The organism is Pseudomonas laurylsulfativorans, assembly GCF_002906155.1.
In the GTDB taxonomy this organism is placed as follows: Bacteria; Pseudomonadota; Gammaproteobacteria; order Pseudomonadales; family Pseudomonadaceae; genus Aquipseudomonas; species Aquipseudomonas laurylsulfativorans.
In genome coordinates, this window is sequence record NZ_MUJK01000008.1 from 200,564 (window position 1) to 219,286 (window position 18,723).

An 18,723-nucleotide genomic window follows, 5' to 3' on the forward strand; every position below is an offset into this window, starting at 1 on the left:
CACCCCCTCGCTGCACCCATTGATACTGACCTAGCCTTCACGCACCTCACCGAGCAAGGACGCTCAAGATGTTTGCCGACCTGCGCCTGTTTTTCGCCTTTCTACTGACTTTTGCCTACCTGACCGCCAATGCCGCCGAGTGCCCCGACTGGCCCCCGGAACGCGCCCTGAACGAAGTCAACAGACTACAACAGCAAATCGACCTCTGGGACGACAGCTACCACCGACAGGGACGCTCGCTGGTCGCCGATGAACTCTATGACCAGTCCCGTGCGCGACTCACCCAATGGCGCCACTGCTTCAACCTGAGCCTGTCCGCAAACCCCTTGCGCACTGCACGCGGAACGCTACTCCACCCCATCGCCCATACGGGCCTGGACAAACTGCACGATCGCCCCGCCGTGGAAAAATGGCTGCGTGATCGGGTGGACGTCTGGGCCCAGCCTAAAATCGATGGCGTGGCAGTGACCCTGGTTTACCGCAACGGTCTGTTGGCCCAGGCTATCAGCCGCGGCGACGGCAAGAGCGGTCAGGACTGGACGGCTCCGGCACGACAGATTCCGGCCATCCCGCAACGGCTATCGCAGGCCCAGGACTTGATCGTGCAAGGCGAACTGTATTGGCGCCTGACCGATCATATGCAGGCCCGGGCCGGCAGCCTCAATGCTCGTGCCTCGGTGGCCGGTCTGATGGCACGCAAGGTCTTGAGCGCCGAACAGGCCGCCGGCATCGACCTGTTTGTCTGGGACTGGCCCCAAGGGCCGGCGAGCGTGCCCGAGCGTGCCGCGGCGCTGACTACGTTGGGCTTCCCGAGTACCACGGCCTACAGCCAGCCAATCGCCTCCGTCATTGAAGCCGAACGCTGGCGCGACCACTGGTATCGCTCCCCCCTGCCTTTTGCCAGCGATGGCATCGTCCTGCGCCAGAACCAGCGCCCGGCCGCTGAGCGCTGGCAGGCCAGGTCACCCTACTGGGCCATCGCCTGGAAATACCCTTTCGCCCAGACACTGGCCGAAGTCCGCCAGGTTCACTTCAAAATCGGCCGGACCGGGCGGATCACGCCGGTACTTGAACTGACCCCGGTGAAGCTCGATGACCGACAGATCAAACGCGTCAGCGTCAGCTCGTTGCAACGCTGGCAGGCACTGGACATTCGGCCGGGCGATCAGGTCGCCATCAGCCTGGCCGGGCTGACCATTCCCAGACTCGATAGCGTTGTATTGCGCAGCAGCGAGCGCGGCGAATTGAACCCGCCGCAAGCAGCGGACTTTCATTCATTGAGTTGCTGGCAACCGACTCCGGGCTGTGAGAGCCAGTTTCTCGCGCGCCTGACCTGGCTCGGCAGCAAACAGGGTCTGGCGCTGCCCAATGTGGGTCCAGGTACGTGGGAAAAACTTCTTGCAACAGGTCGCCTGGAGGGTCTGCTGGATTGGTTGACCCTCGATGCCCAAGAGCTTGCTACCATTGACGGTTTCGGCGAGCGCAGCGCGGCTCGTCTTGCGGACAGCTTCAACCAAGCCCGGCAACGTCCGTTCGCACACTGGCTGAAAGCCCTGGGATTGCCGCCGACAGGTCAGGCGCACCTCGGCGATTCATGGCAGGCTCTGGCGCAGCGAGACATCGAACAATGGCAGACCGAGGCTGGTATCGGGCCAGGACGCGCGGGGCAACTGACCGCCTTTTTCCGCGATTCGCAGGTCCTGGCCTTGAGTGAAACGTTACGTGATGCGGGGATTGACGGCTTTTAGCAGTCAGCCTTGCGCCCAGCGGGAACCCCAAGGGGACCGCCGGGCTCCAACAAGCCATTGCCACACCGCCCGCTTGCCTTCTTACATGGAGCTTTTATGAAACTTCTTTCACCGCTCGCCCTGTTGACCCTCTGCAGCGTGCTGGCCACTCCGTTGATGGCGGACGAGGAAGCACCGGGGCTGACCGGTTGCGCCGCCAAGAAGCAAGGCATCGTCAACCAGATCGAACTGGCCAAGGTCCACGGCAACGCCGACCAGCAGGCCGGCCTGGAAAAAGCCCTGAGCGAAGTCGAAGCGAACTGCACCGATGCCTCGCTGAAGAAGGAACGGGAAAACAAGGTGCTCGACGCCAGGCACGAAGTCAGCAAGCGTCAGGCAGACCTCGACAAAGCCATGAGCAAAGGCGACCCCGACAAGATCAACAAGCGCAAAGACAAACTCGCCGATGCCCGCAAGGAACTGCAAGACGCACTGGATGAGCTGGATAAGTAAGAACAGGGATCTTTGATGCTGCCAAAGCAGCCTTCGCGAGCAACGCCAATCAATGATCCCGAAACGCCTTATGACATGCACTGCAAGCATCTTCGACTTTCTGCACCGCCGGCCCCAGGTTGCTGGCCTTGTAGGGTTGAACCTGGCTGGCAATCACCAATTCACCGGTGGCGGATTCAAGATCACGGGCCATGGCCTGGAAACGCGCCTGCTGCTCCCAGACATCGCTCTTGGCGCTGGTGTGATCTTCCTCGCGGACCTGCGGAAAGTGTTGCCACGGCTCACGGGACAGCGCATCGAGTTTCACCGAGCCCTCGGCGAACTTCGGGCCATCGAACGGAATGCGCCCACGCAGCATGCCGCCCAGGTCTTCACCGGTCTTGAGCATCTGCTTGAAAATGGCCTTGCGCTGGCCGAGCGGCGAATTGGGGTCGACTCCGCCACAAGCGGACAATGTCAGGCAGGCCAGCAATACAACAGAAAGTCTTTTAAGAGTCATGGTGGCTTCAGGTCACGGGAAACGGCGGCCAGTATCCTCGCGTCATCGGCAAAGACCAATAGCCCTATTATCAATAAGGGTTGCTTGAGCGCATGGAGCGTCCAGGCAACCGACAAAGGAATCACTCCATGAACAGCTGTTTCAAGGCATGGCGTCACAGCCTGGCCTGGACCCTGCCGATGGTGGCCCTGCTCGCGGGCTGCACCGGAGGCGACAAACAACAACCGAAAACCCACGCCCTGGCCACCTACTCCAGCGCCACATGGGAAGCCCTGCCGGCGGTGTCCGACAGCGACCTGGTTGCCGGTTTCGGATCGTGGCGCAGCGCCTGCACCCGACTCAAGGCCGACCCGGTCTGGGGTGGCACCTGCGCAGCGGCGGCCAACGTGCCGCAAACCGCCAGCGACATTCGCGGCTTCCTCAAGCAGAACCTCGATGTCTATGGCCTGCGCGCCGCCAACGACAACCCCAACGGTTTGATCACCGGCTACTACGAACCGGTCTATCCCGGAAGCCTGACCCAGACCAGCGTTGCCAACGTCCCGGTCTATGGCGTCCCCGAGGACATGATCATCGTCGCCCTCGACAGCATTTACCCGGAACTCAAGGGCAAACGCCTGCGCGGTCGGCTCGAAGGTCGCGTACTCAAGCCGTACGACGATGCGGCAACCATCGAAAGCAAAGGGGTCAAGGCGCCGGTCGTGGCCTGGCTGACCGATCCGATGAACCTGCAGTTCCTGCAAATCCAGGGTTCGGGTCGTATCCAGCTCGACAATGGCCGCCAGTTGCGTATTGCTTACGCCGACCAGAATGGCCATCCATATCGACCGATCGGTCGCTGGCTGGTGGAACAGGGCGAGCTGAAAAAAGAAGACGTGACCATGGGCGCCATCAGCACCTGGGCCAAGGCCAATCCGTCTAGGATTCCCGAACTGCTCGGCAGCAACCCCAGCTATGTGTTCTTCACCCGCAACCCGGACAGCAACGAAGGCCCGCGCGGCTCGCTGAACGTACCGTTGACCGCCGGTTACAGTGCGGCGGTGGATCGAAAGGTGATTCCGCTGGGTAGCCTGTTGTGGCTGTCCACCACCAGACCGGACGGTACCGCGCTGGTTCGACCGGTGGCAGCTCAAGACACTGGTGGTGCAATTGCCGGTGAAGTTCGGGCGGATCTGTTCTGGGGCACCGGCGATGCGGCCGGGCAACTGGCCGGGGACATGAAGCAGCAGGGACAGATCTGGATGCTCTGGCCCAAAGGTGCGGCGTTGCCGCAAGTGCCGCAGGTGGCGGATGCCGAGAAGACCAAACCCTGACCTGTAGGAGCCGGCTTGCCGGCGATGGCGGCGGATTGATCAGCAACGATGTTGCCTGACACCTCGCTATCGCCGGCAAGCCGACTCCTACAGGATTTGCGCTACCCGGCAAAAACCCTGGAGATCTGTCAGACCGACACCACAAAGAAACTCACGATCAGCCCCATCCCCACGAACCACATCAACGACCGCAGCGTCGCCAGGTCCGCCAGATAGAAAATGATGTAAAGCAAACGGCTGGTGATGAACAACACCGACAACACATTGATTGTCACCAACTCGGCGTTGCCCGCCAGGTGCGCCACGATCACCGCGGCTGCAAACGCCGGTGTCACTTCAAAACTGTTCAACTGCGCCGCATTCGCCCGCTTGCCCAAGCCCTCCAGGGAATCGAGAAACCCTCGTGGATCATGATTGTCTTTCAGTCGGTACCCGCCACTGACCTTCGCGACACCCGTGCACAGGTACGGCAGGAAGATCGCAATCAAAATGCACCACAGAGCAACCGTCATTACGCAGTCCCTTCTTCATGTTGTAGAAAATCAAATCCATCAACGGCGATCAAAACTTCATCACCAATATGCCAATCAGCACCAGTCCACAGGCTAAGAGGCGCGGCCCGCCAAAAGGTTCTTTGAGATAACGCATGCCAAACAGCACCACGAGAATTACGCTGATCTCGCGCAACGCTGCGGCTTCTGCAATCGAGCCCAATTGCATCGCCCAAAGCACCAAAGCGTAGCTGAACAACACGCAAAACCCGACTGCCAGGCCCAACCGCCACTGTTCGCGCCAGAACAGCATGAACGCGGGTCGTTTGCGTACCAGTGCCAACAACGGAAACGGCCAGGCACTGAACAGAGTGACCCAGACCAAGTAATCCAGAGGATGGGACCAGCGCCGCAATGCCTGCCCGTCGATGTAGGTGTAGCAACCGATGCACAGGCCGATCAACGCCACTACCGGCAGCATCGACCACGGCAAACGCGCACCGCCGCCGCCCTGCCAGAGCAGGCACAGCATGCCGAACGGGATCAGCAGGATTCCGAAAATCTGTTGATGAGTCAGTACTTCCCCGGCAAAGATCAGCGTCAGTGCCAGTACCACCAACGGTGACAGACCGCGCATCAATGGATAGACCAACCCAAGGTCGCCGACCCGATAGGCCTGGATCAGTAAATAGCGATAGAGCAATTCGAACGCCGCCGATGCCAGGATCCACGGCCAGATTTCCAGCGGCGGCAGGCTCAGGAACGGCAACATCAGCGCGACAAAGAGCAGCGCCACGCTGTCCATGCAGGCCACCACCAACAGCCGCTCCGCACTGAACTTGATCAGGGTATTCCACGCCGCGTGCAACAGCGCCGCCACCAACACCAATACCGTTGCAAGCACGGCCTACTCCTTATATTGACCCCACCCCTTGTAGGAGCGAGCTTGCTCGCGAAAAACGTGAGGGCAACGCAGCCAACCGGCAAATACGCGTCTTCGTTCACGTCCATCGCGAGCAAGCTCGCTCCTACAGTGTTCGGTAGAGAATTGATTCGCCATATGTCAGCAGCTGTTTATACTGCAAACGACCACGCCGCACTCAGTTGCGCACAGACCAATTCCAATAAAATCTGCCCCTGCCCCGCTCTCCCCGAGAACGGTCTTTGGCATGCGTATGCCTGATCACAGCGTCAAGACTACCGACAGAGACCTTGCGCATGCCACTCGCTTTGCTTGCCCTCGCTGTTGCCGCCTTCGGCATCGGCACTACCGAATTCGTCATCATGGGCCTGTTGCCCGACGTCGCCCGCGACCTCAGCGTGAGCATTCCCGATGCCGGATTGCTGATCACCGGTTATGCCCTGGGTGTGGTATTCGGTGCACCGATCCTCGCCGTCGGCACCGCCAACATGCCGCGCAAAGCCACCCTGCTGGGCATGACGCTGATGTTCATCCTCGGCAACATGCTCTGCGCCCTGGCGCCGAATTACGCGACGCTGATGGCCGCGCGAGTGATCACCGCACTGTGCCATGGCGCATTTTTCGGCATCGGTTCGGTGGTCGCCGCCGGGCTGGTCGCACCGAACAAACGCGCCCAGGCAATTGCCATGATGTTCACCGGCCTGACCCTGGCCAATGTGCTCGGCGTGCCGTTGGGCACCGCCCTCGGGCAATACGCGGGTTGGCGCTCAACCTTCTGGGCGGTATCGGTGATCGGGGTGCTGGCCGCGATTGCGCAATGGGTCTGGCTGCCGAAAAACATCGCGATGGATAAAGCCAACCTGGCCAGCGAGTTCAAGGTGCTGGGCAAGGCCAATGTATTGCTGGCCCTGGGCATGAGTGTGCTGGCCTCGACCAGCCTGTTCAGTGTGTTCACTTACATCGCGCCGATCCTGCAGGACATCACTGGCGTCAGCCCGCACGGCGTCACCATCATGCTGCTGTTGTTCGGCGTTGGCTTGACCGCAGGCAGCATGCTCGGTGGGCGTCTGGCGGACAGCCGTTTGCTGCCTTCGCTGGTGGGCATGGCGCTGGCTGTACTGGTGGTGCTGGCGGCGTTCACGCAAACCAGCCATTCGGCAATTCCGGCGGCGATCACGCTGGTGCTGTGGGGGACGTTCGCCTTCGCCCTGTGCCCGATCCTGCAACTGCTGATCATCGATCAGGCCTCTGAGGCGCCCAACCTGGGTTCGACCTTGAACCAGAGCGCCTTCAACCTCGGTAACGCCACCGGAGCCTGGATCGGCGGCCTGGTGGTGGCCAGCGGTGCGGATCTGGCGGACTTGCCGTGGACGGGCGCACTGGTAAGCGGATTGACCGTATTGGTCGCGCTTTACTTTATCTATCGGCAGCGACACGCCGTAACACTGGTCAATGTATCCGGCTGAGGCGGGAGATAAAGCCCAGCCTCACCATGCCTCTTAAAGCGACTGTACGATGATCTGGCTTTTCAGATCACGGAGGACCAACTCGGCCGACGCCTTCATGGCCTCGAAATCTTGAGGCGTGCACACCACTTGCGGGTGCTTGAAGGCAAAACGCCGTTTAACCACAACGGCGTTGTCTGCCCTAGTGTAGTTCGCACTATAGTCAAAGCGCTCATGGCTCAACGATACATCTCTGGGAGCGGCAAGAATGCCGATCTCTTTCGCGAACTCGAACCTTGCCTGTTCTTCAATCACGCTGGAGAAGCACGCGAATGCCTGGGTGCGCTCCGGCTCAATGAGCAGGCTGAACACGTTTTGCGCGATGCCGCCCACCAGACTGCTCATAGTCAGCACACCGACAGGCCCGGGCAGGCTCACCAGATTCTCCACGCGCCCAACCAAATTGAGCTCAAAATGGTTGTCTGTGCCCTCCAGGCTCCCCGTCTCCATCTTGCCACTGCCATTGAGGCCGTAGGACATCAGAAACTGCTGGATCATCAAGTCTCGATCCGCGGGTTTGGTTGACCTGGCACCATAGCGATTCATCTCCGCGGCCCAACCGGTCACATTGGATTGATGGGTAAACTCTGCCGCGCCTTTCGACGAAACCTTGTACAACAAGGTGTTTTCAACCTTGTTCTCCTGAACTGCCGGGGTACGGGCGACAACCCCGGTTTTGGTCAGGACGACGGGCTTGTCCAGGACCATCAACGGCAGATAACCACCCGCAATTCCCTCGGCCGTAGAGTCCAGGTACAGATTGAGACCCGGCACAAAGGTAATCGCGTGATTGAGCACACCCAGCGTCGGCACTTCAGGCAACAGATAGGCATTGCCCAGGCTGACCAGCGCTGGCGTGCTTTCGATTCCCACTGCCGCCAGCAAGGCTTCGAGCAAGGCCACGTGGTCCTTACAGTCGCCATAACGGTTTGCCAGAATCGTTTCCACCGGATGCGGCACAACACCACCCGGGCCAACATAGACCGCCACATAACGGATGTTCTTGCGCACCCACTCGCTCAGGGCAATAGCCTTGGCCCGCGGGTTGTCCAGATGAGCAGTGAGCGAGCTGGCCAGCTCCCGAACCTTCGGCGTGACATTGACCTTCGCCCGTGAATCATAGGCTTTGGCGAACGCAGCAAAATCCGTGAAGGTCGAGACTGCAAGGTATTGACCGTAATCGAGGTACGAAACCGCACCCTGCTCGATCCGGGCCTTTTGGGCGGGCACGTAGTCCCAGCGATAAATCCTGCGCCCAGGCGCCGCAGCCGGTGTACTCGCGGCAAAGCCTTTGGCATCGGCATACAGGAGCATGTCGGCGGGCAAGTCATAAATCAGCGTGAACTGTCGGGTGGGGTTGAACGCGGGATAAGACAAGTCTTCAAATTGTCCGGGGAACAGCGCCGTGGTGCGGGTCTTTTTGAACTGAAGCACCATTCGATCACCGATGGCTACCTCGGGAAAAATCACCACTTTGACCCGCGTATCCTGAAACATTGGTGCCTGCGCCGAAGCAAGCTCTTGTTGCTCCTTAATCTGCTCAGGCCGAACCGCCACCTTGCGGCCATCAGGTTTTTCCGTGTACGCGTGGATGACGTCCAGGGTTTCCAGGGTGCTGTTGTAACTCAACGAGCGCTGGGCCTGTTCCTTGATAGCCCGCTCTTCGTTGATCAGGATCACGGTGTCACTGGTGACGACAAAACTGCCGTCGGCATTGATCACATTCGCCTGGATTTCTTTCTCGATCGTCACCGACGGATCGGTACCATCATCCTTTGCCTGGGCTGCGCCAAGCGTTACGGCAAGTAGTGTAAGTGCGCCGATCAGGCGCGTCGGGAACAACCCTGAGAATTGCATAAAGATCCGTCTTTGCTGAATGGGAAGCGTTCGCAGGATACAGCAAGTCTCACGCTCTCACTCCACCACCAGATTGATGCTTCATTGAATTCGTAGCGTTATGTTTCAAAGCACTATTCCTTCGCGACAGGTGCTGCCTGATCACCTTTGCTCGGCGGCCCGCTTTCGCTGCGAATCTGCGCATGGCTGATCAGCGCGAAAATAAAACTGCCACCGATGATGTTCCCCGCCAGCGTCGGCCCGGCGAACACCAGCCAGAAATCACGCCACGGCAGCTCGCCGGCAAACACCAGATACGAGACCTCCAGCGAACCGACCACGATGTGGGTGAAATCTCCCAGCGCCATAAGATAGGTGATGAGGATGATGATCCACATCTTGGCGCTCTCCATGGATGGAATCATCCAGACCATGGTGGCGATCATCCATCCGGAAATGATGCCTTTGGCAAACATCTGGCTGGCGTGGTTCTCCATGACCTTGCGCCCGATATCAAGAAAGGCGACATCGGTCTTGCTGTCGAAAATCGGCAGCTCCAGCATCACGTACGCCACCAGCAAGGTGCCGCAGAGGTTGCCGATCAATACCACCGCCCATAACCGCAGCAGTCGGCCGAAGTTGGCCAGTGTCGGCTTGGTCATCACCGGCAGCACGGCGGTCAGGGTGTTTTCGGTGAACAGTTGCTGGCGGGCCAGGATCACCGCGAGAAAACCGGCGCAATAGCCGAAGCTCGCGATCACCTTGAATCCTTCGCCATCCGGCAGGCGCGAATTGAGCAACCCCATCCCCATCAGCGACAGGCCCATGGTCAACCCCGCTGCCAGCGCCGACCACCACAACGCCGCAATGCTGCGCTCCAGTTCCTGGTCGCCCTGGGTACGGATGATCTCGTGCAATACCGCGGCACGGGGCGGCTGGCTCTTTTCGACTTCGTGCTCTTCTTGCGCCGAGAGGTTCGGGGTCTTGCCGTCGTGTGCCGAGTTCATGGGATGCGCAACCGGTGGCGGGCTATTTAGCTATGACCTGTGCAACGGGGATTCCGTTCTGTAGGAGCGAGCATGCTCGCGATGGCCGTTAACGATAACGCTGGGCACCTGACACCCAGCGGCGTTCTCGAGTCCATCGCAAGCATGCTCGCTCCTACAGGTCTTGCATCACTCGACGCTGGCATCATCCTGGAACTGATCCTTGACGTACTTGATCTCGGTCCGGCCATGAGGCGCCGGCAAACCGTCTTCGCCGAGGTTCACGAACACCATTTTTTCAACGGTGAGGATGCTCTTGCGGGTGATCTTGTTGCGCACTTCACACGTCAGGGTGATCGAGGTGCGGCCAAACTCGGTAGCCGTGATACCCAGTTCGATGATGTCGCCCTGGCGCGAGGCGCTGACGAAGTTGATTTCGGAAATGTACTTGGTGACCACGCGCTGATTGCCCAACTGGACGATGGCGTAGATCGCCGCCTCTTCGTCGATCCAGCGCAACAGGCTGCCGCCGAACAAAGTGCCGTTAGGGTTGAGGTCTTCGGGTTTTACCCATTTGCGGGTGTGGAAATTCATATTCACTCCTGAGCGTCTTGCCGAATGATGCTGACCATCATGGCAGAGCCCGACCTAGAGCTCTATTGAGCATCGACTATGGTCTCGATTACCGTTCGGACATTGACCGACAGAAACGCTTTGGAAGATCAGCATAGCCCGCTATAATCGCCACCGTTTCAAAACGGTCATCATCACTTGATACCGTTTTCCCGCCACCTGTCCGAGGGGCGCTGCAGCAGGCTAGACCTGTCAGGCTCGGATGGGGCGTTGCCTGGCCTTAAGCCAGACACTAAACGCACAACGGCGCCCATTCGCATACATTACGAATGGAGGCTCTTCATGAGCGCTGTCAACACGCCTGCAGATTTCACCGACTACAAAGTCGCCGACATGTCCCTGGCTGCCTGGGGCCGTCGCGAAACCATCATCGCCGAATCCGAAATGCCAGCCCTGATGGGTCTGCGTCGCAAGTACTCCGAAGAGCAACCGCTCAAGGGTGCGAAGATCCTCGGCTGCATCCACATGACCATTCAGACTGCCGTGCTGATCGAAACCCTGGTTGCCCTGGGTGCCGAAGTGCGCTGGTCGTCCTGCAACATTTTCTCGACTCAGGATCAGGCCGCCGCTTCCATCGCCGCTGCAGGCATCCCGGTTTTCGCCTGGAAAGGTGAAACCGAAGAAGAGTACGAGTGGTGCCTAGAGCAAACCATCCTGAAGGATGGCGCACCTTGGGATGCCAACATGATCCTCGACGACGGCGGCGACCTGACCGAGCTGCTGCACAAGAAGTACCCAGCTGTTCTGGATCGCGTCCACGGCGTGACCGAAGAAACCACCACCGGCGTGCACCGCCTGCTGGACATGCTGGCCAAGGGCGAGCTGAAAATCCCGGCCATCAACGTCAACGACTCGGTGACCAAGAGCAAGAACGACAACAAGTACGGCTGCCGTCATAGCCTGAACGATGCGATCAAGCGCGGCACCGACCACCTGCTGTCCGGCAAGCAAGCGCTGGTGATCGGCTACGGTGACGTGGGCAAGGGCTCCGCTCAGTCCCTGCGTCAGGAAGGCATGATCGTTAAAGTCTCCGAAGTCGACCCGATCTGCGCCATGCAAGCCTGCATGGACGGTTTCGAACTGGTTTCGCCGTTCATCGACGGTATCAACAACGGTACCGAAGCAAGCATCGACAAAGCGCTGCTGGGCAAGATCGACCTGATCGTGACCACCACCGGCAACGTCAATGTTTGCGATTCGAACATGCTCAAAGCCCTGAAGAAGCGCGCTGTTGTCTGCAACATCGGCCACTTCGACAACGAAATCGACACCGCTTTCATGCGCAAGAACTGGGCATGGGAAGAAGTGAAGCCACAAGTTCACAAGATCCACCGTACCGGCGCTGGCGACTTCGACCCACAGAACGACGACTACCTGATCCTGCTGGCCGAAGGCCGTCTGGTTAACCTGGGTAACGCAACCGGCCACCCGAGCCGCATCATGGACGGTTCGTTCGCCAACCAGGTTCTGGCGCAGATCTTCCTGTTCGGCCAGAAGTACGCCGACCTGTCGCCAGCCCAGAAAGCCGAGCGCCTGACCGTTGAAGTACTGCCGAAGAAACTCGACGAAGAAGTGGCCCTGGAAATGGTCCGTGGCTTCGGCGGCGTTGTGACTCAACTGACCAAGACCCAGGCCGACTACATCGGCGTGACCGTCGAAGGTCCGTTCAAGCCGCACGCTTACCGCTACTGATACGCCGCTGGTTTGCTCACGATCGCAGTGCGCCTTGTGCACTGCGTCGTCTGCATCGCCAGCAAGCCGGCTCCTAGAAGTGAGCGCTCATACGCAACATAACGGTACGACGCAAACTCTGTAGGAGCTGGCTTGCCAGCGATTAGCGGTGTAGCGGACATACCGGTTCCACAGGCTTACGCGTTTTCAAGGGTATTCCCATGTCCCAAGATCGTCGCTACAGCTTCGAGTTCTTCCCTACGAAGACCGATGCTGGGCATGAAAAGCTGCTCGCCACTGCTCGTCAGCTGGCTACCTACAACCCTGATTTCTTCTCCTGCACGTACGGCGCCGGCGGTTCGACCCGTGATCGCACGCTCAACACCGTGTTGCAGCTCGAAAGCGAAGTCAAAATCCCTGCTGCTCCGCACCTGTCCTGCGTGGGCGATAGCAAGGACGACTTGCGCGGCCTGCTGGCCCAGTACAAGGCTGCCGGCATCAAGCGTATCGTCGCCTTGCGCGGTGACCTGCCTTCGGGCATGGGCATGGCCAGTGGCGAAATGCGCCACGCCAATGACCTGGTGGAATTCATTCGTGAAGAAACCGGCGATCATTTCCACATCGAAGTCGCCGCCTACCCGGAAATGCATCCGCAAGCGCGCAACTTCGAAGACGATGTCGCCAACTTCGTGCGCAAGGCCAATGCCGGCGCCGACAGTGCGATCACCCAGTACTTCTTCAACGCCGACTGCTACTTCTACTTCGTGGAACGCGTACGGGCGCTGGGCGTAGACATCCCGATCGTGCCGGGCATCATGCCGATCACCAACTACAGCAAACTGGCGCGCTTCTCCGATGCCTGCGGCGCGGAAATCCCGCGCTGGATCCGCAAGCAGCTGGAAGCCTACGGCGACGACACCCAGAGCATTCAGCGCTTTGGCGAACAGGTCATCACCGAAATGTGCGAACAACTGCTGCAGGGCGGCGCTCCAGGGCTGCACTTCTACACATTGAACCAGGCTGAAGCGAGCCTGGCGGTGTGGAATAACCTGAAGTTGCCTCGCTGAAACAGCTACCAGCTTCAAGCTGAAAGCGACTAAGCAAAATCAAAGGATCGCATTCTTCGACAGCTCCTGTAGGAGCTTTCGCAGGCTGCGATCTTTTGCTTTCACGCACTATTAATGTGCGGCAATCCACGGACTTAGAGCATCTGCGGTCAGTTTCTGGCTCTTTGCGGTTTCTCGTCGTAATCTCAGCCCATGCCTTTGATCACGCAGTTAATCGCCTTGCTTGTTTTCACTTGCCTGAGTTTCGCCGCCCGGGGCGAGAAGTTGCGCATTGTCACGGAGCCGTGGGCGCCTTATGTGTACGAAGACAATGGCAAATCACTAGGCCTGGACTACGAAACCACCGCCATTGTCTTCAATCGCCTGGGCATCGAAGTGGAGTGGCAGTTCCTGCCATGGAAACGTTGCCTGTCGATGCTTGAAACCGGGCAGGCCGACGGCGCGCTGGACATCTTTCACAGCGACGAACGTGATGCGACCCTGCTCTACCCCAGCGAACCACTGTCTGAAGTCCAGTTCGTGATGTTCTACGCCAATGACCGGCCCCATCCGTTTCGCACCCTCGATGACTTGCGCGGCCTGACCATCGGCACCTCGCCGGGTTACCTGTACAGCAAGGATTTCAGCGATTCGAAGCTGTTCACCCGCGAGCCGGCCCCCACCCATGAAGCCAACTTCGGCAAACTGGTACGCGGGCGCATTGACCTGCTGATCACCGACCGCCGGGTCGGCCAGCATTTGCTCGACGAACTGGGCATCCGCGACAAGATCACCGAGAACCCCACGGTCATCAGCCAGCAAAGCCAGTTTCTCGCGGTGCGGCGCAATGCAGGCATGGACCTGCTGGTGCAGCGTTTCGGCGCCGAACTCAAACGCTTCAAACGCGAACCCGCCTATGCTGAACTGAGCGCCCGCTACGGCGCGGAACCGGGCGCTAGCGTGATGACTGAAAAGGCCAGGGTCGCCACGGAAAAAACCGTTGAGCAGCAGGAAAGCGGCGCGCAGTGATTGCTCTGTTATACTCCGGCCTTCCCGCCAGGCTCACGCCCGGACGCTCGGAATCGTTAAAGGCATCTCAACCCCGCTACTGCGCAGCTTTCAGCCCGCGCGAGCACTTGCAGACGAGCCTTCGAGACCCAGCAGGACCGGACGGGATAGCGTCTCCTTAAACGCCATTCGCGCCAGGCAAGACTCCCATTGGGCCAAGCCCTAACTAAAACAGGATTTCTCATGTCCTTTGCTTCCCTCGGTCTCTCCGAGGCTTTAGTCCGCGCTATCGAGGCGGCGGGCTATACCGAGCCTACTCCGGTGCAACAGCGGGCTATTCCCGCCGTGTTGCAAGGTCGCGACCTGATGGTTGCGGCACAGACAGGTACTGGTAAAACCGGCGGTTTCGCCCTTCCGATCCTGGAGCGGTTGTTCCCCAACGGTCACCCGGACAAATCCCAGCGTCACGGCCCGCGCCAGCCGCGCGTACTGGTCCTGACCCCGACTCGCGAACTCGCAGCCCAAGTGCATGAAAGCTTCAAGGTCTATGCCCGCGACCTGAAGTTCGTCAGCGCCTGCATCTTCGGCGGTGTCGGCATGAACCCGCAGGTTCAGGCCATGGCCCGTGGCGTAGACGTGCTGGTGGCCTGCCCTGGTCGTCTGCTCGACCTGGCCGGCCAAGGCAGCGTCGATCTGTCCCACGTGGAAATCCTCGTGCTGGACGAAGCCGACCGCATGCTCGACATGGGTTTCGTCCATGACGTGAAGAAAGTGCTGGCGCGACTGCCGGCCAAACGCCAGAACCTGTTGTTCTCGGCGACCTTCTCCAAGGACATCACCGACCTCGCCGGCAAGCTGCTGCACAACCCGGAACGCATCGAAGTCACGCCGCCGAACACCACGGTCGAGCGCATCGAACAACGCGTATTCCGTCTGCCGGCCAGCCACAAGCGTGCCTTGCTGGCTCACCTGATCACGGCCGGCGCCTGGGAACAGGTGCTGGTGTTCACCCGCACCAAGCACGGCGCCAACCGCCTGGCCGAGTACCTGGACAAACACGGCCTGAGCGCCGTCGCGATCCACGGCAACAAGAGCCAGAACGCCCGCACCAAAGCCCTGGCCGACTTCAAGGCCGGTACCGTGCGCATCCTGGTGGCCACCGATATCGCCGCCCGCGGCCTGGACATCGACCAGTTGCCACACGTGGTCAACTTCGAGTTGCCGAACGTCGATGAAGACTACGTACACCGCATCGGCCGCACCGGCCGTGCCGGTCGTTCGGGCGAGGCGATCTCGCTGGTAGCCCCGGACGAAGAAAAACTGCTGAAAAGCATCGAACGCATGACCAAACAGAAAATCGCCGACGGCGACCTGATGGGCTTCGATGCCAGCACCATCGAGGCGGAAAAGCCTGAAGTGCGCGAGCGTCCGGACATGCGCAACCCGCGTAATCCACGTGGCCCGCGCGGCGATGGTCCGAACGGCAGCGGTGGCGGTCGCAAGGACAAAGGCAAAGACAAGGGCAAGGAAAAACCGGCGGGTGAGCGCGGCGAGCGTCCGGCCCGCCAGCAAAAGCCACGCGAAGGCACTCCGGCTCGCGAACAGCGTCCGTCTCAGCCTCCTCGTGCCGCCGCTGACCGCGCCCCGGACGAGTTCCTGGACGACGATATCGATAACTTCGGTAACCGCGTCGACTACGTGCCGCAGCAGAAACCGGCTCAAGGCCGTGGTCGCCGTCCAGGTGCATCGGCACAAGGCACCGCTGCGGGTTCGGGCGCTCCACGTTCCGGCAAACCACAAGGTCGCCAGAGCGGTCCACGCAACAGCGATGGCGCCAGCACCGGCACTCCACCGGCCAAGCGCAGCGGCCCTCGCAGTGGCGCACCGCGCGACGGCCAGGCCCGCCGCGAAGACTCGCGCAATCGTCGCCCGGCCCGTGATGAGCCGCCACGTTCGGAACCGGCTGTGCAGAACCCGCGTGGCCCGGCGCCGAAGATCATGCACAAGGAGTCCAAAGCCGACCGCTTCCCGACACCTGAGCAACTGGATCAACTGCCAAGCCGTCCCCGTGGTGAGAAACCAGCGCTGCTGACCCGCAATCGCTGAGTTATCGCCGCAATGAAAAATGCCCCTGATCGCGAGATCAGGGGCATTTTTTAATGCATCAACACAGGACCTGTAGGAGCCGGCTTGCCGGCGATGGGATCACCCTGATTTCTGTGGCGTCGCCAATTACGCCTTCGCTGGCAAGCAAGCTCCTACAGGCTCAGCATTACTTCGCTTTAACACCTTCAAACGTTACGTACATATCCACGGCGTCAGACTGTGGACCCAGGTCCATCATCTTGCCGAAATCGGAACGCTTGATGCTGAAGGTACCCTCGAAGCCAGCACGGTAGCCGCCCCATGGATCCTTGCCTTCGCCCAGGAACGTGGCCTTGACCACCACTGGCTTGGTTACGCCTGCAATCGTCAGGTCGCCGGTCACGTCGGCAGTGTCTTTGCCAGCGGCGTTTTTGCCGGTGGATTTAACGCTGGTGGACTTGAAGGTAGCCTTGGGGAAATCAGCCACTTTCAGGAAGTCTTTGCTGGAGACGTGCTTGTCGCGCTCAGCGTTGTTGGTAAAGACGCTGGCAGTGTTCACGTTGAATTCGATCTTGCTGTCTTCAGGCTTGGCAGCGTCGAAGCTGAACGTGCCGTCGATGTCCTTGAAGGTACCGGTGATGTAGCTGTAGCCCAGGTGGCTGATCTTGAAGTCGACGAAGGCGTGCTGGCCTTGTTTGTCGACGGTGTAGTCAGCCGCCATCACGTTGGCGGACAGCAGAGCAGAGCCGATTGCCAGAGCGGCGAGAGTCTTTTTCAACATGCTTTGTTTTCCTTGGGAGTCGAGGTTGAACTTCAGGCTTTGCGACCCAGCATGCGCTTGAGGGTCACATCACGGTCGATAAAGTGGTGCTTCAATGCTGCCAACGCATGGAGGCCGGAAAAAATTACCAGCACCCACGCCAGGTAGAGGTGAATCGCACCGGCGTTATCTGCCTGGTCCGGCAGTCCGGAAACCAGGGCAGGCACTTCAAACCAGTCAAACACCGGAATCCCGACACCTTCTGCGGTGGAAATCAGGTAACCGGCAATCATCACAGCGAACAGACAGAAATACAGAAAGGCGTGGCCGAACATGGCGCCCAGACGCGTCATGCGACTGTAGCTGGTCAGCGTTGGCGGCGGCGGGCTGATGAAGCGCCACAACACGCGCAATACCATGACCCCCAACAGGATCAAACCGATGCTCTTGTGCAGATCCGGCCCAGCCTTGCGCCATGTGTCGTAATAACCCAGGTCGACCATCCACAGCCCCAGCGCGAACAAACCGAACACGGCCAGTGCCACGCCCCAGTGCATGAAGATGCTGACCCAGCCGTAGCGGGAGGTAGAGTTACGTAGCTGCATTGCCTAGATCCCTGTAAGTGCTGGCCCAAGACTATCGAGTTATCTATCGAATTAAAGCGGAAAATTTCGCTTTGAAATATCGAAAAATGCGATCAAGAGTCTGAAGGCGAAGGGTTAAGGAAAGATTAAAGTCGAAATTGTGAGAAAAAGTGAATACAAACCAGTGAACACCTGTATCAAATGGTTTATTCGATTCTGCTCCCGGTTTTTCTCCAGGCAAAAAAAAGCGCGGCCCGTGAGCCCCGCTTTTTTTCGCCTGAACGTTACTGCGCTGTGGTCTCAGTGGCCGCTCCACTGCTCTCCGATTCAGTTTTTTGACCGGTGCCGTCCTGGCAGGCTCCACCCTCCCCGATCCAAACACCTGATGACGGCCCTTTCCTTTTCTGCTTCAGGCTAAACATCGACGGTTTTTTTATTCAAGCGATAAATATGTATTGCCACTTCCGTAGTTGAACTTGGTTCAATGAGACCTCAACAGTTCATTGAACAAGGAAAAAAACATGGCTATTACTTACACTCCATTCCAAGCAAACGGCTCGCCTTTACTGCCCCCAATCAAATGATGTCGGCGGGACAGTACCTCATGTCTGAAAATGGACAATTTCGATTGGTGTTGCAGGCTGACGGAAATTTGGTTATTACCGACAATGGTGCTGTAGTTTGGGTTGCGGATGCCAATCAAATTTATAGCAGGACTTTATATCAAAAAAGAATGAATCAACGACTGCAGTTTGTAATCAGCAATAATGGCTTTTTATACGACCCATCTAGAAAGCGTCTATGGATTGCCGAAAGCACTCATAGCACTGATAAATCGCTTTGGTACAACGCTTGTATGGTCATGCAAGGTGACGGAAATCTAGTCATTTACGATGGACGGACGGGCAGCCTGCGCTGGGCTCGCTTTGGATTTGTCCCTGGCCGCATTCCAAAGCCAAAGGAAAGGCTGGTCAGAGTGCTTCCGGACGGCAAACAGATATATGAATGGAAATTCTCATTAGGCCCTCTTTAACAATGATCAACTACTTACCTATTCAAGAGCTTTTTAAAACTGGAGGTGGCTGTAAGCAATCAGGATCATACGGATTTATATCGCATTTATAAACCAACTCAGGACCGTATC

17 protein-coding genes and 1 riboswitch are annotated in these 18,723 nt (G+C 58.9%); of the genes, 9 read left to right on the forward strand and 8 right to left on the reverse strand.

Features of this window, described 5'->3' with window-relative positions:
• Window positions 1–68: 68 nt before the first annotated feature.
• Window positions 69–1,748 (forward strand): NAD-dependent DNA ligase LigB, encoded by a 1,680-nt coding sequence (ligB, locus tag B0D71_RS22835; protein WP_103396729.1) that lies wholly within the window; start codon window positions 69–71, stop codon window positions 1,746–1,748.
• Between the two features lie 96 nt (window positions 1,749–1,844).
• Complete coding sequence (locus B0D71_RS22840) at window positions 1,845–2,240, forward strand: DUF1090 domain-containing protein (protein WP_103396730.1); 396 nt, start codon at window positions 1,845–1,847, stop codon at window positions 2,238–2,240.
• A gap of 49 nt (window positions 2,241–2,289) precedes the next feature.
• Here B0D71_RS22840 and B0D71_RS22845 read toward each other — a convergent pair whose 3' ends face one another.
• On the reverse strand, window positions 2,290–2,739 hold the full coding sequence (locus B0D71_RS22845; RefSeq protein ID WP_103396731.1) for a c-type cytochrome: 450 nt from the start codon (window positions 2,737–2,739) through the stop codon (window positions 2,290–2,292).
• 128 nt (window positions 2,740–2,867) lie between these two features.
• Here B0D71_RS22845 and mltA point away from each other — a divergent pair, with 128 nt between their 5' ends.
• The gene (gene mltA / locus B0D71_RS22850) at window positions 2,868–4,052 is read left to right on the forward strand and encodes a murein transglycosylase A (protein ID WP_103396732.1); all 1,185 of its coding nucleotides are present in this window, start codon (window positions 2,868–2,870) and stop codon (window positions 4,050–4,052) included.
• Between the two features lie 128 nt (window positions 4,053–4,180).
• Here the strand turns inward: mltA and B0D71_RS22855 are convergent, their stop codons facing one another.
• Together B0D71_RS22855 and B0D71_RS22860 are read right to left on the reverse strand one after the other, a co-directional pair.
• On the reverse strand, window positions 4,181–4,564 hold the full coding sequence (locus B0D71_RS22855; RefSeq protein ID WP_103396733.1) for an MAPEG family protein: 384 nt from the start codon (window positions 4,562–4,564) through the stop codon (window positions 4,181–4,183).
• 49 nt (window positions 4,565–4,613) lie between these two features.
• The gene (locus B0D71_RS22860; protein ID WP_103396734.1) at window positions 4,614–5,447 is read right to left on the reverse strand and encodes an EamA family transporter; all 834 of its coding nucleotides are present in this window, start codon (window positions 5,445–5,447) and stop codon (window positions 4,614–4,616) included.
• A 314-nt stretch (window positions 5,448–5,761) separates the two neighbouring features.
• Here B0D71_RS22860 and B0D71_RS22865 point away from each other — a divergent pair, with 314 nt between their 5' ends.
• Entirely contained in the window at window positions 5,762–6,931 is a 1,170-nt protein-coding gene (locus tag B0D71_RS22865; RefSeq protein WP_103396735.1) for an MFS transporter, read from the forward strand.
• A gap of 33 nt (window positions 6,932–6,964) precedes the next feature.
• Here B0D71_RS22865 and B0D71_RS22870 read toward each other — a convergent pair whose 3' ends face one another.
• From B0D71_RS22870 to B0D71_RS22880, 3 genes are all read right to left on the reverse strand, one after another.
• On the reverse strand, window positions 6,965–8,827 hold the full coding sequence (locus tag B0D71_RS22870; RefSeq protein WP_103396736.1) for a DUF3857 domain-containing transglutaminase family protein: 1,863 nt from the start codon (window positions 8,825–8,827) through the stop codon (window positions 6,965–6,967).
• A gap of 113 nt (window positions 8,828–8,940) precedes the next feature.
• On the reverse strand, window positions 8,941–9,813 hold the full coding sequence (locus B0D71_RS22875) for a formate/nitrite transporter family protein (RefSeq protein ID WP_103396737.1): 873 nt from the start codon (window positions 9,811–9,813) through the stop codon (window positions 8,941–8,943).
• Between the two features lie 168 nt (window positions 9,814–9,981).
• A complete protein-coding gene (locus B0D71_RS22880) occupies window positions 9,982–10,386 on the reverse strand; it encodes an acyl-CoA thioesterase (RefSeq protein ID WP_103396738.1) in 405 nt (134 codons plus the stop codon).
• Between the two features lie 198 nt (window positions 10,387–10,584).
• A riboswitch (S-adenosyl-L-homocysteine riboswitch) is annotated at window positions 10,585–10,684 on the forward strand.
• A gap of 23 nt (window positions 10,685–10,707) precedes the next feature.
• On the opposite strand from B0D71_RS22880, the gene ahcY reads away from it, so the two are divergent.
• From ahcY to B0D71_RS22900, 4 genes are all read left to right on the forward strand, one after another.
• Entirely contained in the window at window positions 10,708–12,117 is a 1,410-nt protein-coding gene (ahcY, locus tag B0D71_RS22885) for an adenosylhomocysteinase (RefSeq protein ID WP_103396739.1), read from the forward strand.
• 200 nt (window positions 12,118–12,317) lie between these two features.
• Complete coding sequence (metF, locus tag B0D71_RS22890) at window positions 12,318–13,163, forward strand: methylenetetrahydrofolate reductase [NAD(P)H] (RefSeq protein ID WP_103396740.1); 846 nt, start codon at window positions 12,318–12,320, stop codon at window positions 13,161–13,163.
• A 192-nt stretch (window positions 13,164–13,355) separates the two neighbouring features.
• On the forward strand, window positions 13,356–14,171 hold the full coding sequence (locus B0D71_RS22895) for a substrate-binding periplasmic protein (protein WP_103396741.1): 816 nt from the start codon (window positions 13,356–13,358) through the stop codon (window positions 14,169–14,171).
• 222 nt (window positions 14,172–14,393) lie between these two features.
• On the forward strand, window positions 14,394–16,256 hold the full coding sequence (locus B0D71_RS22900) for an RNA helicase RhlE2 (RefSeq protein WP_103396742.1): 1,863 nt from the start codon (window positions 14,394–14,396) through the stop codon (window positions 16,254–16,256).
• A 166-nt stretch (window positions 16,257–16,422) separates the two neighbouring features.
• Here the strand turns inward: B0D71_RS22900 and B0D71_RS22905 are convergent, their stop codons facing one another.
• The gene (locus B0D71_RS22905; protein ID WP_103396743.1) at window positions 16,423–17,016 is read right to left on the reverse strand and encodes a YceI family protein; all 594 of its coding nucleotides are present in this window, start codon (window positions 17,014–17,016) and stop codon (window positions 16,423–16,425) included.
• 32 nt (window positions 17,017–17,048) lie between these two features.
• On the reverse strand, window positions 17,049–17,600 hold the full coding sequence (locus B0D71_RS22910; RefSeq protein ID WP_103396744.1) for a cytochrome b: 552 nt from the start codon (window positions 17,598–17,600) through the stop codon (window positions 17,049–17,051).
• A 463-nt stretch (window positions 17,601–18,063) separates the two neighbouring features.
• Here B0D71_RS22910 and B0D71_RS22915 point away from each other — a divergent pair, with 463 nt between their 5' ends.
• On the forward strand, window positions 18,064–18,612 hold the full coding sequence (locus B0D71_RS22915) for a hypothetical protein (protein ID WP_240635726.1): 549 nt from the start codon (window positions 18,064–18,066) through the stop codon (window positions 18,610–18,612).
• Window positions 18,613–18,723 lie beyond the last annotated feature (111 nt).

Excerpts from the sequence above, each read along its gene's own strand:
- mltA (WP_103396732.1), top strand. The coding sequence starts at position 2,868 with ATGAACAGCTGTTTCAAGGCATGGCGTCACAGCCTGGCCTGGACCCTG.
- B0D71_RS22840 (WP_103396730.1), top strand. The coding sequence starts at position 1,845 with ATGAAACTTCTTTCACCGCTCGCCCTGTTGACCCTCTGCAGCGTGCTG.
- ligB (WP_103396729.1), top strand. The coding sequence starts at position 69 with ATGTTTGCCGACCTGCGCCTGTTTTTCGCCTTTCTACTGACTTTTGCC.
- B0D71_RS22895 (WP_103396741.1), top strand. The coding sequence starts at position 13,356 with ATGCCTTTGATCACGCAGTTAATCGCCTTGCTTGTTTTCACTTGCCTG.
- B0D71_RS22880 (WP_103396738.1), bottom strand. The coding sequence starts at position 10,386 with ATGAATTTCCACACCCGCAAATGGGTAAAACCCGAAGACCTCAACCCT.
- B0D71_RS22870 (WP_103396736.1), bottom strand. The coding sequence starts at position 8,827 with ATGCAATTCTCAGGGTTGTTCCCGACGCGCCTGATCGGCGCACTTACA.
- B0D71_RS22905 (WP_103396743.1), bottom strand. The coding sequence starts at position 17,016 with ATGTTGAAAAAGACTCTCGCCGCTCTGGCAATCGGCTCTGCTCTGCTG.
- B0D71_RS22910 (WP_103396744.1), bottom strand. The coding sequence starts at position 17,600 with ATGCAGCTACGTAACTCTACCTCCCGCTACGGCTGGGTCAGCATCTTC.
- B0D71_RS22915 (WP_240635726.1), top strand. The coding sequence starts at position 18,064 with ATGAGACCTCAACAGTTCATTGAACAAGGAAAAAAACATGGCTATTAC.
- metF (WP_103396740.1), top strand. The coding sequence starts at position 12,318 with ATGTCCCAAGATCGTCGCTACAGCTTCGAGTTCTTCCCTACGAAGACC.
- B0D71_RS22875 (WP_103396737.1), bottom strand. The coding sequence starts at position 9,813 with ATGAACTCGGCACACGACGGCAAGACCCCGAACCTCTCGGCGCAAGAA.
- B0D71_RS22900 (WP_103396742.1), top strand. The coding sequence starts at position 14,394 with ATGTCCTTTGCTTCCCTCGGTCTCTCCGAGGCTTTAGTCCGCGCTATC.
- ahcY (WP_103396739.1), top strand. The coding sequence starts at position 10,708 with ATGAGCGCTGTCAACACGCCTGCAGATTTCACCGACTACAAAGTCGCC.
- B0D71_RS22865 (WP_103396735.1), top strand. The coding sequence starts at position 5,762 with ATGCCACTCGCTTTGCTTGCCCTCGCTGTTGCCGCCTTCGGCATCGGC.
- B0D71_RS22855 (WP_103396733.1), bottom strand. The coding sequence starts at position 4,564 with ATGACGGTTGCTCTGTGGTGCATTTTGATTGCGATCTTCCTGCCGTAC.
- B0D71_RS22845 (WP_103396731.1), bottom strand. The coding sequence starts at position 2,739 with ATGACTCTTAAAAGACTTTCTGTTGTATTGCTGGCCTGCCTGACATTG.